The organism is Actinoplanes campanulatus (assembly GCF_014647795.1).
Lineage (GTDB): Bacteria > Actinomycetota > Actinomycetes > Mycobacteriales > Micromonosporaceae > Actinoplanes > Actinoplanes campanulatus.
Genome location: NZ_BMPW01000040.1, coordinates 1 through 14,574, shown reverse-complemented (window position 1 = coordinate 14,574; position 14,574 = coordinate 1). Strand labels below are relative to the sequence as shown.

The 14,574-nt window shown below is 72.1% G+C and carries 11 protein-coding genes; 6 read left to right on the top strand and 5 right to left on the bottom strand.

The window, feature by feature from the left end; translation table 11 throughout:
* Nucleotides 1–41: 41 nt before the first annotated feature.
* Complete coding sequence (locus IEZ13_RS43905; RefSeq protein ID WP_183217024.1) at nt 42–719, bottom strand: 4'-phosphopantetheinyl transferase family protein; 678 nt, start codon at nt 717–719, stop codon at nt 42–44.
* Between the two features lie 207 nt (nt 720–926).
* On the opposite strand from IEZ13_RS43905, the gene IEZ13_RS43900 reads away from it, so the two are divergent.
* Nucleotides 927–2,078: a hypothetical protein gene (locus tag IEZ13_RS43900; RefSeq protein WP_183217023.1), complete on the top strand. Its 1,152-nt coding sequence runs from the start codon at nt 927–929 to the stop codon at nt 2,076–2,078.
* A gap of 48 nt (nt 2,079–2,126) precedes the next feature.
* Here the strand turns inward: IEZ13_RS43900 and IEZ13_RS43895 are convergent, their stop codons facing one another.
* The 4 genes from IEZ13_RS43895 to IEZ13_RS43880 are packed head-to-tail and all read right to left on the bottom strand — an operon-like array spanning nt 2,127 to nt 5,315.
* A complete protein-coding gene (locus tag IEZ13_RS43895; RefSeq protein ID WP_183217022.1) occupies nt 2,127–2,297 on the bottom strand; it encodes a hypothetical protein in 171 nt (56 codons plus the stop codon).
* Between the two features lie 5 nt (nt 2,298–2,302).
* The gene (locus IEZ13_RS43890; protein WP_183217021.1) at nt 2,303–3,271 is read right to left on the bottom strand and encodes an ornithine carbamoyltransferase; all 969 of its coding nucleotides are present in this window, start codon (nt 3,269–3,271) and stop codon (nt 2,303–2,305) included.
* 19 nt (nt 3,272–3,290) lie between these two features.
* On the bottom strand, nt 3,291–4,289 hold the full coding sequence (gene sbnA / locus IEZ13_RS43885) for a 2,3-diaminopropionate biosynthesis protein SbnA (protein WP_183217020.1): 999 nt from the start codon (nt 4,287–4,289) through the stop codon (nt 3,291–3,293).
* 30 nt (nt 4,290–4,319) lie between these two features.
* Nucleotides 4,320–5,315, bottom strand: coding sequence for an ornithine cyclodeaminase (locus IEZ13_RS43880; protein ID WP_183217019.1), 996 nt, complete (start codon nt 5,313–5,315; stop codon nt 4,320–4,322).
* 237 nt (nt 5,316–5,552) lie between these two features.
* On the opposite strand from IEZ13_RS43880, the gene IEZ13_RS43875 reads away from it, so the two are divergent.
* From IEZ13_RS43875 to IEZ13_RS43855, 5 genes are all read left to right on the top strand, one after another.
* A complete protein-coding gene (locus IEZ13_RS43875; protein ID WP_183217017.1) occupies nt 5,553–6,401 on the top strand; it encodes an AfsR/SARP family transcriptional regulator in 849 nt (282 codons plus the stop codon).
* 66 nt (nt 6,402–6,467) lie between these two features.
* Nucleotides 6,468–7,409, top strand: coding sequence for a TauD/TfdA family dioxygenase (locus IEZ13_RS43870; protein ID WP_183217015.1), 942 nt, complete (start codon nt 6,468–6,470; stop codon nt 7,407–7,409).
* A gap of 34 nt (nt 7,410–7,443) precedes the next feature.
* Nucleotides 7,444–7,656: an MbtH family protein gene (locus tag IEZ13_RS43865; protein WP_183217013.1), complete on the top strand. Its 213-nt coding sequence runs from the start codon at nt 7,444–7,446 to the stop codon at nt 7,654–7,656.
* A gap of 32 nt (nt 7,657–7,688) precedes the next feature.
* On the top strand, nt 7,689–12,629 hold the full coding sequence (locus IEZ13_RS43860) for a non-ribosomal peptide synthetase (RefSeq protein WP_183217011.1): 4,941 nt from the start codon (nt 7,689–7,691) through the stop codon (nt 12,627–12,629).
* On the top strand, nt 12,626–14,574 hold a 1,949-nt coding region (locus tag IEZ13_RS43855), incomplete at its 3' end, for a condensation domain-containing protein (RefSeq protein WP_189285783.1). The genes IEZ13_RS43860 and IEZ13_RS43855, both read left to right, overlap by 4 nt.

Genomic DNA, 14,574 nt, shown 5'->3' with positions numbered 1-14,574 from the left:
AAACGCCCGGCCGAAAGGCCGGGCGTTCCTTCGTTCCGTGCTCAGGCGGCGGTGGCCAGAGCCGGTTCCAGGATCGTGATGGCGGTGACCAGCAGGCCGTTGCCGACCACCCAGCGGCCGGTGAAACCGGTCAGGTCGGCGCCGTGCAGGCGCGGCCCGGTGACGTCGAGCCGGGCCGTGAAGGTGGCCGTCGCCGGGTAGAAGGTGACGCGGGCGTCCTCGAAGTCGAGCCACCGCGCGGTCAGCGGGTACCACGCCTTGTAGACCGACTCCTTGGCGCTGAACAGCAGGCGGTCCCAGTGCACGCCGGGATGGTCGCGCCGCAGGGCCGCGAGGTGGTCGCGCTCCTCCGCCTGCGATACCGCCTCCAGCACACCGGGCGGGGTCGGCTCGTGCACCTCGGCGTCGATGCCGACGGTGGTGACGCGCGCGGTCGGCGCGACGACGGCCGCTCGGTACCCGGGACAGTGGGTGATGCTGCCGACCAGGCCGTCGGGCCAGCGTGGCTCGCCGCGCGGGCCGGGCAGGATCGCCGACGGGCGGTGCCCGATCCGCCGCATCGCCTGGCGGGCGCACCAGCGGCCGGTGGTGAACTCGGCACGCCGCTTGTGCACGGCGGCGCTGATCAGCGACTCCTCCTCGGGGAACAGCGTCGCCTGGGGCGGGTCCGCGAAGGTGTCGACCGCGGTGACGGCGCCGGGCAGGATGGTCTCGATCATGACGTCCCCGATACCGGTTCGGCGCACGCCGGCGGACGGGGCCCAACCTTCTCGACAATGGACATGAATTCACATTAAGGGCCGGTCCGGCGGCGCGAAACGGGAGCCGGGGTACCCTGCCGCCGGCTAGGGGCGGCGGATATAAAACACCGATAGATCCGGATTCGACACTGGGCGCTCCAACACCTCACGTGGGGAGTGACCCTCTTGATCCGTCGAACCTCTCGTATCGTGGCCGCCGCCGTGCTGCTGGCCGCCGGCCTGGTCGGTGTCGTCCAGCAGCCCGCCGCGGCGGCCTCCTGGCAGGCCGTCCCGGTGCCGCTCGGGGAGTACCGCAAGATCTCCTCGGCGCGGATCCAGGTCTTCGGCCCGGACTCCGCGCTGATGTACGCCGGGACCGAGCCGCAGATCTGTTTCGAATGCACCGTCCGGAAGCAGATCTTCCAGTGGAACGGCACGGCCTGGACCGAACTCGTGGTGCCGCCCAACGCGGCGGGCGCGACGCCGTCCTACGCCGGCAGTTCGCCGTCCGACCAGTGGAGCTTCGCGGCCACCGGCAACGACTACACCTTCTCCGCCTACCACTGGAACGGCTCGGCCTGGACCGACCGTTCCGCGCCCGGGGTGAAGTTCCAGACCGACGCCGTCCACGTCGTCGCACCCGACGACGTGTGGGTCGCCGGCCGGGACCGGACCGGCGGAGGCTTCTACGCGGCGGCCGGGCACTGGGACGGCGCTGCCTGGACATTCGCCCGGCTGCCGGAGGCCAGTAAGACCAACAGCCCGGAGGCCGTCCGCAGGATCAGCGACACCGAGGTCTGGGTGGTCGGCACCGCCTACCCGGCCGTGAACACGTTCCGAATGAACGCCGCCCGCTTCGACGGGCAGACCTGGACCACCGTGCCGATGCCGGACGGCGCCGGCCGCGCCAGCGTGGTGAACGGTGCGCCCGGCGACCTGTGGATCACCGGCACCAAGCTGACCGGCGGAACCGGTCCGATGTGCGGCATCACGCTGCGCTCGACCGGGGGCGACTTCACCCGTACCGACATCTGTGGTGACCCGGCCGGCACCGACGGCGGCGTCTGGCGCACGGACGTCGTGAAGTACGGCGCCGACTGGTACGCGGCCCTGCAACCGCGCTGGAGCAGTGACAAGATCCCCGGCGGGGCGCTGCGGAGGTGGACCGGCTCGGCCTGGCAGGGCATCGCCGGGCCGTTCCCGACCACCACGAACGTGGAGGCCCTGGAGCCGATCCCGGGCGGCGGTCTGTGGATGGTCGCCGAGGGCCGGGACGCGGCCGGCAAGCTGTCCCTCACCGGCCCGCAGGTGTTCCGGGTGACCGGGGCGCTCGGCTGAGCACACGGCGAGGGGGCTCACCCACGTGGGTGAGCCCCCTCGCCGTGTCTACCGGTCGTGGAGAGCCAGGTGGATGGCCCGGTCCAGGACCGTGGCCCGGTCGGCGGGCGCCACCGACGCGAGGATCTCGTCGGCCTGGCGCATCGCCGAACGGACCCGCAGGGAATGGGCCGAGCGCAGCAGGCCGGCGATCCGGGTCACCGCATCGTCCGCGCCCACGGCGATCAGCCCTGCCCGGCGAACGCGTACTCGAGCACCGCCATCGCGCTGCACAGCTTCATCCGCGCCTGCGACCACGCCACCGAGCGGGGCCCGTCCAGGGCGGCTCCGGAGACCTCCTCACCCCGATGGGCCGGCAGATCGTGCAGGAAGAGCGCTCCCGGCGTACCGGAAAGGAATGTCTCGTCGATGTGGAAAGGCCGGAAGGTCTCCCGCCACGACGCGTCGGGTTTGCTCGTGCCGGTGGTCTGCCAGCGCGTGGTGTAGACGAAGTCGACGTCGGCCGGCACGGCCGACGCGTCGTGCGACTCGGTGACGAAGCCGCCGTTGCCGGACGCCCGGGCGGTGGTCTCCTTCAGCACGTCCTCGGGCAGCCCGTAGCCGTCCGGGGTGAGCAGGTGCAGCCGGGCGTCGGTGAAGTTGCTGAGGCCCTGGGCCAGCGCGGTCGCCGTGTTGTTGCCCTCGCCCACGTAGAGCACCCGCACCCCGTCCAGCGAGCCGCGGTGCAGCAGGATCGTGGCCAGATCGCAGACACCCTGGGTGGGGTGCTCCTCGGCGGCCATCGCGTTGACCACCGGCAGGCCGCTCTCCGCGGACAGCTCCCGCATGTCGGCCAGCGGCCCGGCGGTACGGGTGACGATGCCGTCCAGCATCAGCCCGAACATGCGGGCCGTGTCGGCCAGCGACTCGCCGGTGTTGGTCTGGAGATCGCCGGGACCGTAGCCGACCGCCCGGCCACCGAGCCGTTCGACGCCCACGGTGAACGCGGTCCGGGTCCGGGTGGAGGTACGGGTGAAGACCACACCGACGAGCAGCCCCCGCAGCGGATCGCGGTGTGCGGTGGGATCGCGGTAGAACTCGACGGAACGGCGGGCCAGCGCGGCCAGCCGGTCCGGGGTGAGGTCGGCCAGGGAGAGCAGCCCGCGCGGGTCGCGCCGGGGCGGCAACCCGGTGAAGGCTTCGGACAGGGACATGGGTTCCTCCATGTGCAGGTCAGTGGGCTTCGGAGTAGGAGCCCGCGGGCTCGAGCAGGCCGGCCGGAGCCGAGGGCCGGTCGAGTCCGCGTTCGGCGAGCCAGCCGGGGTCGTACAGGGTGCCGGCGTAGCGGTCGCCGAGGTCGGGGCTGATCGCCACGACCACCGAACCGGGGCGCAGCATCCCGGCGCGGGCGGCCACCCCGCTGAGCACCGCGCCGGTCGAGCCGCCGCCGAGCAGCCAGTGGCGGTCACGCAACCGCCGGCAGGCCTGTACGGCGTCGTGCTCGGAGACCATCACCAGGTCGGTGACGTGTTGCAGGGAGGCGATCGCGGGCGTACGGCTGGTGCCCAGCCCCGGGATGTGCCGGCGGCCCGGCGGCGTCCCGAACGTGGTCGACCCGATGATGTCGACCGCGAACACCTTCGTCTCCGGCCGGTGCCGGGCGAAGTACTGCGCGCAGCCGGTCAGCGTCCCGGTCGTGCCGGCGCCCACGAACACCGCGTCGACCTGCGGGAACTCCTTGAGGATCTCGGCCGCCGTGGTGTGGTAGTGCGCCATCGTGTTGATCGGGTTGGCGTACTGGTTGGGCCAGACCAGCGCCGGGTCGGCCCGGATCCGGTCCTGGAGGTACTTCAGGCGCATCGACAGGTAGCCGCCGTTGGTGTCCCGCTTGTCGATCACGACGACGTGGGCCCCGTACGCCCGCATCAGCTCGATCGTGGCCGGGGCGGTGTTCATGTCGGTGACGCAGGTGAAGCGGTATCCCCGGGCGTTGGACACGATGCTCAGCGCGATGCCGAGGTTGCCGGAGGACGACTCGATGATCCGGCTGCCCGGCCGGAGCAGGCCACGCTGTTCCAGGTCGTCGACCATGGCGAGGGCCGGCTTGAACTTGATCGAGCCGGCCGGGTTCATCGCCTCGATCTTCAGATAGAGGCGGCTGTCCGGAAGGAAGCCGGACAGCTCGAGGAATACGTCGGGAAACTGTATGTCCAGCGCGGATTCGACGATCATGGTAGCTCCACAAGGGTCGGATGATGCGGATCAGAGCAGGTCGAGGAGCTGCCCGCCGCCGGTCTCCCGCGCGACGCCGGCGACGGCGTGGATCAGGGCGACGTCCAGGACCGCCATGCCGAACGGGTTGCTGATCACGTAACCCCGGTCCGGCCGTCGCGCGGCCTGCCGGCCGATCAGCACCTCGCCCAGGCTGGGCGGGTCGCCGACGGCGTCCTCCTGGAGCAGGCGGCCCATGATCCGGCGCGGGTTCTCCCGGATCAGTTCCAGGTCGTCGACGAAAATCGCCTCGGCGGACCGGAAGGCGTCCTCGGTGAGGTCGTCGAGCGACACGTGCGCGACGAACTGGCCGGCGGTCAGCCACCGGGCCGGGATGTAGGGGTCGTTGCTGGTGGTCACGGTGACCAGCACCGGGGCGGCGCCGGCGGCCCGTTCGGCGCTGTCCACCACCACGATCTCCAGTCCCGAGCGGCCCCGGAGGTCGTCCCGGAACGCGGCCGCGCGTACCGGATCGAGGTCGTGGACGTAGGCGCGGCGCACCGCCGGGAACGCCGCCGTGATCGCGTCCAGATGCACCCGGGCCAGCGTGCCGGTGCCGATGAGGCTCACCTCGCCGAACGACTCCGGTCCCAGCTCGCGCAGGCTGACCACGGTGTAGGCGGCGGTACGGACGGCGCTGAGCAGCCCGGCCTCGGCGACCACGGCCGGACGGGCCGTCTCCGGGTCGAAGGCGAAGCTGAGCCCACCGGCCCGCTCCAGGCCACGGGCCGGGTTGCTGACCGATGCGTTGATCAGCTTCATGCCGTACGACATCGCGCCGCCGGACGGCACGGCGCCCAGCATGGCGATCGCCCGGCTGTACGCGCCGACACTGTTGGACCAGCTCAGATAGCCCTCGGCGGGCAGTTCGGTACGGCCGAGCGTGTGATCGCGAAGCGTCTGGGCGACCACCTCCGTCGCGTCCATCTTGGACAGGCAGACGGCGACGTCGGCGCGGTTCAGGAAACGAATGCTTTCGCCTGGCATGTTCTCCTCACTCCATCTACGGCTGGTCGCCGGGGCAGACCAGACCGGGGCGAGCATCCGGCGGGCTTCGATACTTTGCCTATCTCCACCGCACCCCTGAGGGGGCCGGTACGCCTCTCCGGCGACCCCTATCTCCGCCGTCTGCTGTGGATTCGCAGGCGCGGGTGAATGAACCTCGCATCAAGGAAACCAACGGGGGCTGTACCCCGGCCTTGTGCCGGGTGCGGAGGTGGAATCGTGAGTGACCTTGAGTTCCGAGTCCTGGGACCGGTGGAGGTGTGGCGCGACGGACGTCGTGTCCTGCTGCCGGGTTCCAAGATCACGACTGTTCTCGCCGCGTTACTGCTGGCGCGCGGAAAGGTCGTGCCGCACGGCGAACTGAGTGCCCTGCTGTGGGGCTGGGATCCGCCGGCGACGGTGGACGCGCAGATCTACACGTACGTCTCCCGGCTGCGCAAGCGCCTCGACTTCCAGGTGAAGATCGTGCGCGAGCACGCCGGTTACACCCTCGACATCGGCGACGCCGCCGTCGACCTGTTCGCATTCGAAAAGCTCGCCGTGCGCGGTGGCGTCGACGACCTGCGCCAGGCGCTGTCGCTGTGGCGTGGCCCCGCCCTCACCAATGTGGCCGAGCCGCTGTCCGAGCGGCATCTGCCCTGGCTGGACGAGGCGTACGCGCTCACCTGCGAGCGCAAGGCCGACGCCGAGCTGGACCTGGGCGCCAGCCTGGAGATCATCCCGGAGCTGACCGAGCTGGTGGCCCGCTACCCGCTGCGCGAACGGTTCCGGGCCCAGCTCGTCCTGGCCCTGCACCGGGCCGGCCGCCGCTCCGAGGCCCTGGTCGCCTACGACCGGGCCCGCCGGACCCTGGCCGACCAGCTCGGCGTGAACCCGGGCGAGGCGCTCACCCACGCCTACCAGGAGGTGCTGCTCAGCGACGTGTTCGACGAGCCCTCCTCGCTGGTGACGGCTGAACAGGTCCTCGACATGTTGGTCGAGGCCCGGCTGGTCGAGGAGGTCGCCGTCGGCCGCGGCGCCAGCCAGTTCCGGATGCCCGGCCTCCTTCACCTGCTGAAACACGTATAGGGCGGCTATAGCCCGCCACGGGACGCTGCGCACGACCTCAGCCACCACACGGAAGGAACCGCTTCGATGGCCGGGCAGAGCTGGAAGCCGTTGGACATCACGGCACAGGACATCGGGGCCGCGGCGACGACCGAGGCCCTCATCAACCACCTCGACGCTCTCGGCGCCGAGCTCGACGACCTCCTCGTACGGGAGAAGGCCCTGGTCTTCCGGGGTTTCGGGGTGCAGCCCGAGGAACTCGACGGCGTCTTCGACCGGCTGCTGCCGCGCCGGCTCGCGTACGTCAACGGCAACTCGCCGCGCACCAAGGTGGGATCGAACCTCTACACCTCGACCGAATACCCGTCCGAGTTCACCATCTCCATGCACAACGAGATGTCGTACGCCACCAGCTGGCCCAGCCGGCTGGCGTTCTACTGCCAGATCGCCGCGGAGACCGGCGGCGCGACTCCGCTGGTGGACGCCGCGCTCTGGCTCGAGTCACTCGACCCCGAGGTGCGCGAGGCGTTCGCCGGTGGGGTCCGCTACACCCAGAACCTGCACGGCGGCCAGGGCCTCGGCAAGAGCTGGCAGGACACGTTCGAGACCGGGGACCGGGCGGCGGTCGACGACTACCTGTCGACGGCCGGCGCCGAGTGGACCTGGCGTAAGGACGGCAGCCTGCACGTCGAGCAGCCGCGCCCGTCCACCACCAGGCACCCGGTGACCGGGACCGAGGTCTGGTTCAACCAGTCCGACCAGTGGCACCCGGCCGCCCTGGGCGACGACACCGCCAAGGCGCTCGCCCAGATCCTGCCGCCCGAGGAACTGCCGCAGTACGTGACGTTCGCCGACGGCAGCACCATCCCCGACGAGTACGTCATCCAGGTCCGCGACCGGGGCCTGGAGAACGCGGTCGACGTCGACTGGCGGGCCGGCGACGTCATGGTCTTCGACAACCTGCTCGTCGCGCACGGCCGGCGGTCCTTCACCGGCAGCCGTCGCGTGCTCGTCGCGATGACCGACTGACCCACTTCCACCCTTTTCGAAAACAGGAGTTCAGATGTCCGAGCAGAACACCGCCAGCCACCGCGTCGTCCGCAATGACGAGGAGCAGTACTCGATCTGGTGGAACGACCGTGACCTGCCCGCCGGCTGGACCGCCGAGGGCTTCGCCGGCAGCCAGGACGAGTGCCTGGCACACATCGAGACGGTGTGGACCGACATGCGCCCGGCCAGCCTGCGCCGGCGCATGGCCGAGCAGGCCGCCGCCTGACATCCGATCCGTTCTGAGGAGACAGCACTGCCATGCCCGCAATCCTGAGCACCCAGGCCACCACGGCGCTCACGCCTGACCTCATCGGCTCCCAGGCAGTGCTGACGCCGGACGCCGTAGCCGTCATCGACGGCGTCCGGCGGCTCACCTACCGGGAACTGGACATCCGCTCCGCCCAACTCGCCGACCTCCTCCGGGAGCGGGGCGCGCGCCCGGGCACACACGTCGGTGTGCTGCTCGGCCGCGGCCTCGACCTGATCGTCGGGCTGCTCGGAGTCTGGCGCACCGGAGCCGCCTACCTGCCGCTCGACCCGAACCACCCGCAGGACCGGATCGACCGGATCATCACCGCCTCCGGCTGCGCGCTCGTGCTCTGCGACGCCGAAGGGACCGGCACGGTCACCGCGGCCGGCGCCCAGCCGCTCGATCAGGCCGCGCTCGCCGCCGACCTGGCCACCCGGCCGGTCACCGCGTCGCCGGTGACGATCAGCGCCGACGACGTCGCCTACGTCGAGCACACCTCCGGCTCGACCGGCGTCCCCAAGGGCGTCGTGGTCACCCACGGCGGCCTCGCCAACCTCCTCGACTGGGCGGTACGCGAGGTCGGTGTCAACTCCGGCGACCGGATGCTCCAGCGCACCTCGCTCGTCTACGACGCGCACGCCTTCGAGATCTTCAGCCCGCTGGTGTGTGGCGGCACGCTCGTGCTCGCCCCCGACACCGCCCCGGGCGCCCTGCTGAACGTCATCGCCGAACACGGCGTCACCGTCATGCAGGTCGTCCCGTCGATCCTGCACACCCTGGTCGAGGAGGACGGCTGGGCGGGCATCTCCACGCTGCGGCTCGTCGTCTCCGGCGGCGAACAACTGCACGCCGAACCGGTCCAGCGCCTGCTCGGCCTCGCCGACGTCGAGGTCTGGAACGTCTACGGCCCCACCGAGACCACCATCAACTCGCTCGCCACCCGCGTCGACCCGGCCCAGCTGTCCGGGCCGATCCCGATCGGGCGGCCCCTCCCGCGTACCCGGGTGCAGGTCGTCGACGAGCGCGGCCGGGTCGTCGGCGTCGGCGTCCCCGGCGAGCTGCTGATCGGCGGCGCCGGGCTGGCCCGCGGCTACCTCGGCCGCCCGGACCTGACCGCCGAGAAGTTCGTGCCCGACCCGCTGGCCAAGGACGGCGGCCGGGTCTACCGGACCGGCGACGGCGTCCGCTGGCGCGCCGACGGGCAGTTGGAATACCTGGGCCGGCTCGACGACCAGGTCAAAGTCAACGGGGTACGCCTGGAGCCGGCCGAGATCGAGGCGGCCCTCGCCACCCACCCGGACGTCGTGGCCGCGGCCGTCACCACCTACCGGCTCGCCGACGGCGCCGCCCGGCTCGCCGGGTACATCGTCCCGCGCACCGGCGCCGGACCGGACCTGGACGCACACCTGCGGGCCCACCTGCTGGACCGGCTGCCGCAGTCGCACGTGCCCGGCCGGTTCCTGCACCTCGACGCGCTGCCGCAGGTGGCCAGTGGCAAGGTCGACCGCCGCGCCCTGCCGCACCCCGACGAGACCGGGGCCGATCAGGCGCCCACCGGGGCCGCGCCGTCCACCGCCGCCGAGCTGGTCGTCCAGCGCGCCTGGCAGGAACTGCTCGGCGACCGGGAGCTGACCGTCGAGGACGACTTCTTCAAGCTCGGCGGCACCTCGCTGCAACTGACCAAACTGCTCTCCGACCTGCGTACGCGGACCGGCGCCGACCTCAACCTGCGCGCCCTGCTCTACGCCCCCACCCTGCGGGCCCAGGCCCGGCTGCTCGACGGCGCCCGGGCCGGGTCGGTGATCACCCGCGCCGACCGTGCCGGTGGTCTGCCGCTCTCCAGCGGTCAGCGCCGCCTGTGGTTCATGGACCGTCTCAACCCGGCCAGCCCCGAATGGATGGCCGGTCTGCTGTTCCGGCTGCCGGGGGGCGCCGGCCGCGACCTCGCCGAGCGGGCCCTGAACATCCTGGTGGCCCGGCACGAGTCGCTGCGCACCGAATACCGCGAGGTGAACGGCGAGCCGCTCCAGTTCATCCGCCCCGAGCTCACCGTCGAGGTCGGCGAGCAGCACACCACCCCGGCCGACCTGCCGCAGCGGATCGCCGCCCTGCTCGGCCGTGGCATCGCCCTGGACGGGGCCGAGCCGCTGCTGCGCGCCGTGGTGCTCGACGTCTCCGACGGTCGCCGCCTGCTGGCCGTCGCCATGCACCACATCACCACCGACGGCTGGTCGGCGGCCGTGCTGGAGCGCGAGTTCACGCAGGTCACGGCCGCGCTGGCGGCCGGGCGCACGCCGGAGCTGCCGGAGCTCGACATCCAGTACGCCGACTTCGCCGCCTGGCAGCGCGACCGGCTCACCGACGAGGTCGTCGAGGCCGAACTCGGCCACTGGGCGACCGTCCTCGACGGCCTGGCGCCGCTCACCCTGGTCACCGACCACCCGCGCCCGAAGATCCGCGACGGGAAGGGCTCGATCGTTCCGGTCACCGTGCCGCCGGCCCTGGTCCACTCGCTGGACGACCTCGCCGCCGCCACCGGCGCCACCCGGTTCACCACGATCCTCGCCGTCTACGCGCTGGTCCTGGCCCGGTACAGCGGCCAGTGGGACATCCCGGTCGGCACCGTCGTCGCCGGCCGCGGCCGCGCCGAACTGGACGGCGTGGTCGGGTTCTTCCTCAACAACCTGGTGCTGCGCTGCCGGCTCGACCCGGAGTCGACGGTGACCGAGGCGGTGACCCGGCTCGCGACCGTCACCCGGGACGCCTTCGCCCACCAGGAACTGCCGTTCGACCTGCTGGTGGACCGGATCGTGCCCGAGCCCGACCTGTCCCGCACCCCGCTCTACCAGGCCGCCTTCGACCTGCACGGCGCCGACTTCAACGAGACCGTCGACGACGACCTGGACACCATCCGGCAGATGTGGCGGGTCACCCACACCGACCTGACGCTGCTGCTGCGCCCCTCGGCGGACGGTGGACTGGTCGGCGGCCTGGAATACGCCACCAGCCTGTACGGGGCCCAGACGGCGGGACGCATCGCCCGTACCCTCGAGAACGTCCTGGCCGAGGCGGCCGCCGCGCCCGGCGCCCGGCTGGCCGCGCTGAGCGCCCTGACCGGGACCGACGCCGCCGACCTGGACCGCTGGAGCCACGGCGAGCCGGCGATCGACGGCGCCGTCGTGCCGGTCCGGCTGGTCGAGCAGGCCACCCGTACGCCGCGGGCGATCGCGGTCCGCGGCGACGGCTTCACCCTCACCTTCGGCGAACTGCTCACCCGGGCGGGGGCGGTGGCCCGCTCGCTGAGGGACGCCGGAGTCCGTCGCGGCGACCGGGTCGGCGTGCTGATCGAGCGCGGACCGTGGCTGCACGCCGGGCTCCTCGGCGTGTGGCTGGCCGGGGCGGCCTACGTGCCGGTCGACCCGGACTTCCCGGTGACCCGGGCCCAGTCCATGCTGGACGGCGCGGCCGCGCTGGTCACCGACGCGTCCCGGGCCGGGGTGTTCGACGGCCCGGTGACCGTGGTCGACAGCCTGGTGCCGACGGTGTTCACCCCGGTCGAGGCCGATCCGGACGAGCTGGCCTACGTCATCTACACCTCCGGCTCGACCGGCCGCCCCAAGGGCGTCGCGGTCACCCACCGGGGCCTCGCCAACCACGTGAACTGGGCGGTCCGGGACCTGGCGTCGGCCGGCGCCGGTGGTGGCGCGGTCTTCTCGTCCGTCGCGTTCGACCTGGTCGTCCCGAACGTGTGGGCGCCGCTGCTGGCCGGCCGGCCGGTCCACCTGCTGCCGCAGGACCTGGACCTGGCCGAGCTGGGTTCGCGGCTCACCGCGGCGGGACCGTACGCCTTCCTCAAGCTGACCCCCGGCCACCTGGAGGTGCTCTCCCACCAGCTCACCCCGGAGCAGGTCACCGACCTGGCCGGCGTGATCGTGGTGGCCGGTGAGGCGCTGCCCGGCGCCCTGGCCGGCCGATATTCCCCGGCCGGCCGGCTGGTCAACGAGTACGGCCCCACCGAGGCGAGCGTCGGCACCTGCATCTTCCCGGTGCCCGCCGACCCCGGTACGGGTGTGGTGCCGATCGGCGCCCCGCTGCCCGGCATGGTGATGCGGGTTCTCGACGAGCGGTTCCACCAGGTGCCGGTCGGCGGCGTCGGCGAGCTGTTCGTCGGCGGCACCGGCGTGGCCCGGGGCTATGTGGACCGTCCCGGCCTGACCGCGCAGAAGTTCGTGCCCGACCCGTACGGCCCGGCCGGCTCCCGCCTCTACCGCTCGGGTGACGTGGCCCGCTGGCGCGGCGACGGCGCCGTCGAGTTCCTCGGCCGTTCCGACGACCAGGTCAAGATCCGTGGCTACCGGGTCGAGATCGGCGAGATCGAGGCGGTGCTGCGCGAGCACGCCGGCGTGGCCGACGCCCGCATCCTGGTCGACGACCAGGGCGAGAGCACGCGGCTGGTGGCCTGCTGGGTGCCGGTCGGACCGGCCCCGGTCGCCGACGACATCCTGCGCGAGCACTGCGCCGGGATCCTGCCCGACTACATGGTGCCCAGCGGGTTCCTCGCCATCGACGCCATCCCGCTCAACGCGAACGGCAAGGTGGACCGGGCGGCACTGCCCGACCCGGCCCCGTCCGACGCGAGCCGGGACGAGGAGCCGCTGTCGCCGGTCGCCGAGTACGTCCAGCAGCTCTGGCGGGAGAAGTGCGGGATCGCCGCCGGCCCCCGGGAGAGCTTCTTCCACGCCGGCGGCAACTCGATCATCGCGATCCGCCTGATCGCCGCCATCCAGGACGAGTTCGGCGTCACGCTGCCCGTCCGCGCCGTATTCGAGGGCCCCACGATCGTCCAGATGGCGGAGCTCATCGAGAACCTGATCCGTGACGAGATCGACCAGATGTCCGACTCGGAGGTCGTCGCGGACCTCACCATGACCGAGGAGCCCCAGGCATGACCGCCCAGCAGTCCACCAGGAACGTCGCCGACCTCCGCGCGGAGCTGCTGCGCAAGCGGCTCGCCGGGCAGTCCGGTGCGGCCCGCCGGGACACCATTCCCCGCGCCGACCGCGACGGCGTGCTGCCGCTCAGCCACGGCCAGCAACAGATGTGGTTCCTCAGCCGGCTGGACCCGAACAGCATCGAGTACCTGGTCCCGCTGATGATGCGGCTACGCGGCCCGCTCGACGTGGACGTGCTGCGCCGCGCCTGGGAGCAGGTCTGCGCCCGGCACGAGGTGCTGCGTACCCGGATCGAGCTGCGCGGTGTCGAGCCGGTCCAGGTCATCGACGCGCCCCGCCCGGTCGCCCTGCCCGAGATCGACCTGACCGGCCGGCCCGAGACCGAGGTCGAGGCGTTCATCCGCCGTGACCTCCAGGCGCCGTTCGACCTGGCCGCCGACTGGCCGGTACGCGGCGCGCTGCTCCGCCTCGGCCAGGACCACCACGTGCTGGCCGTCGTCTTCCACCACGTCGCCTGTGACGCCTGGTCGACCCGGATGTTCGGCTCCGAGCTGAGCGTGGCGTACAACGCCCTGCTCCGCGGCGAGGCGCCGGCCCTGCCCGAGCTGCCGGTGCAGTACGCCGACTTCGCCCAGTGGCAGGGCCGGGAACTGGCCGGCGAACGTGGCGAGCGGGAGCTCTCCTACTGGCGGGAGCGGCTGGCCGGACTGGAGCCGATCTCGCTGCCGATCGACCGGCCCCGCCCGCCGGTCCGTAGTCACGACGGCGCCGACGTGGTGTTCGACGTCCCGGCCGAGCTCGCCGACCGGGTCCGGGCGCGGGCCCGCGAGTTCGACACCACCGCCTTCACCGTGCTGCTCAGCGCGTACCAGGCGATGCTGTCCCGGTTCAGCGGCACCGACGACGTCGCGGTGGGCACGGTCGTCTCCGGGCGCGCCCACGCCGACCTCCAGCGCGTCTTCGGCTACTGCATCAACACGCTGGTCATGCGGGCCGACTGTGACGGCTCCTTTGCCGAGCTGCTGCGGCGGGGCCGGGCCACCGTGCTGGACGGGTTCGACCACCACGCCGTGCCGTTCGCCCGGCTGGTCGACGAGCTCCAGCCGGACCGCGACCAGTCCCGTACGCCGATCTTCCAGGCCGCGTTCACCCTGCACGAGTACCGCCTCGACGTGCTCCAGTTCGCCGGCCTGACCGCCGAGCCGTTCGGCGAGGACGACGGCATCGCGAAGTACGACCTCACCCTCCAGATGCAGGAGCGCCCGGACGGCACGATCCACGGCCGCCTCCAGTACGCGACCGCGCTGTTCGACCCGGCCACCGCGTCCCGGCTGGCCGGCGCCTTCCAGCGGGTCCTGGCCGCCGCCGTGACCGACCCGGAGATCCGGCTGTCGGACATCGAGATCCTCAGCCCGGCCGAGCGGGCCGCCGTGGTGGTCCCGCCCATCGAGGGCCCTGCGGTCGTCCAGACGGCCCACGAGTTCTTCGAGGCCAGGGCCGCCGAGAATCCGGACGCGATCGCGGTCGTGGCGGGGAAGACCCGGCTGACGTACGCCGAGGTCAACGCCCGGGCCAACCGCCTGGCGTGGCTGCTGCGTGACGCCGGGGTGGGCCCGGAGGACCTGGTCGGTGTGCACCTGGAGCGCGGCGCCGACCTGATCCCCACCCTGCTGGGTGTGCTCAAGTCCGGTGCGGGTTACCTGCCGCTGGACCCGGCGAACCCGATGGAGCGCCTGGGCTACGTGGTGCAGGACGCCGGCGCGAAGATCGTCGTGACGTCGCCCGAGCTGGCACCCGGGTTGTCCGAAGTGTTCGACGGCCGCCTGATCACGCTCCCTGAGGACGGCTGGACGAATAATCCGCCCAGAAGCGCGACGCCGGAGAACGTGATCTACACGATCTACACCTCCGGTTCGACCGGCCGCCCGAAGGGTTGCATGCT

What these genes read in the sequence shown, in the direction of transcription:
- IEZ13_RS43905 (WP_183217024.1), bottom strand. Translation starts at nt 719, where the DNA reads ATGATCGAGACCATCCTGCCCGGCGCCGTCACCGCGGTCGACACCTTC.
- IEZ13_RS43890 (WP_183217021.1), bottom strand. Translation starts at nt 3,271, where the DNA reads ATGTCCCTGTCCGAAGCCTTCACCGGGTTGCCGCCCCGGCGCGACCCG.
- sbnA (WP_183217020.1), bottom strand. Translation starts at nt 4,289, where the DNA reads ATGATCGTCGAATCCGCGCTGGACATACAGTTTCCCGACGTATTCCTC.
- IEZ13_RS43880 (WP_183217019.1), bottom strand. Translation starts at nt 5,315, where the DNA reads ATGCCAGGCGAAAGCATTCGTTTCCTGAACCGCGCCGACGTCGCCGTC.
- IEZ13_RS43870 (WP_183217015.1), top strand. Translation starts at nt 6,468, where the DNA reads ATGGCCGGGCAGAGCTGGAAGCCGTTGGACATCACGGCACAGGACATC.
- IEZ13_RS43865 (WP_183217013.1), top strand. Translation starts at nt 7,444, where the DNA reads ATGTCCGAGCAGAACACCGCCAGCCACCGCGTCGTCCGCAATGACGAG.
- IEZ13_RS43860 (WP_183217011.1), top strand. Translation starts at nt 7,689, where the DNA reads ATGCCCGCAATCCTGAGCACCCAGGCCACCACGGCGCTCACGCCTGAC.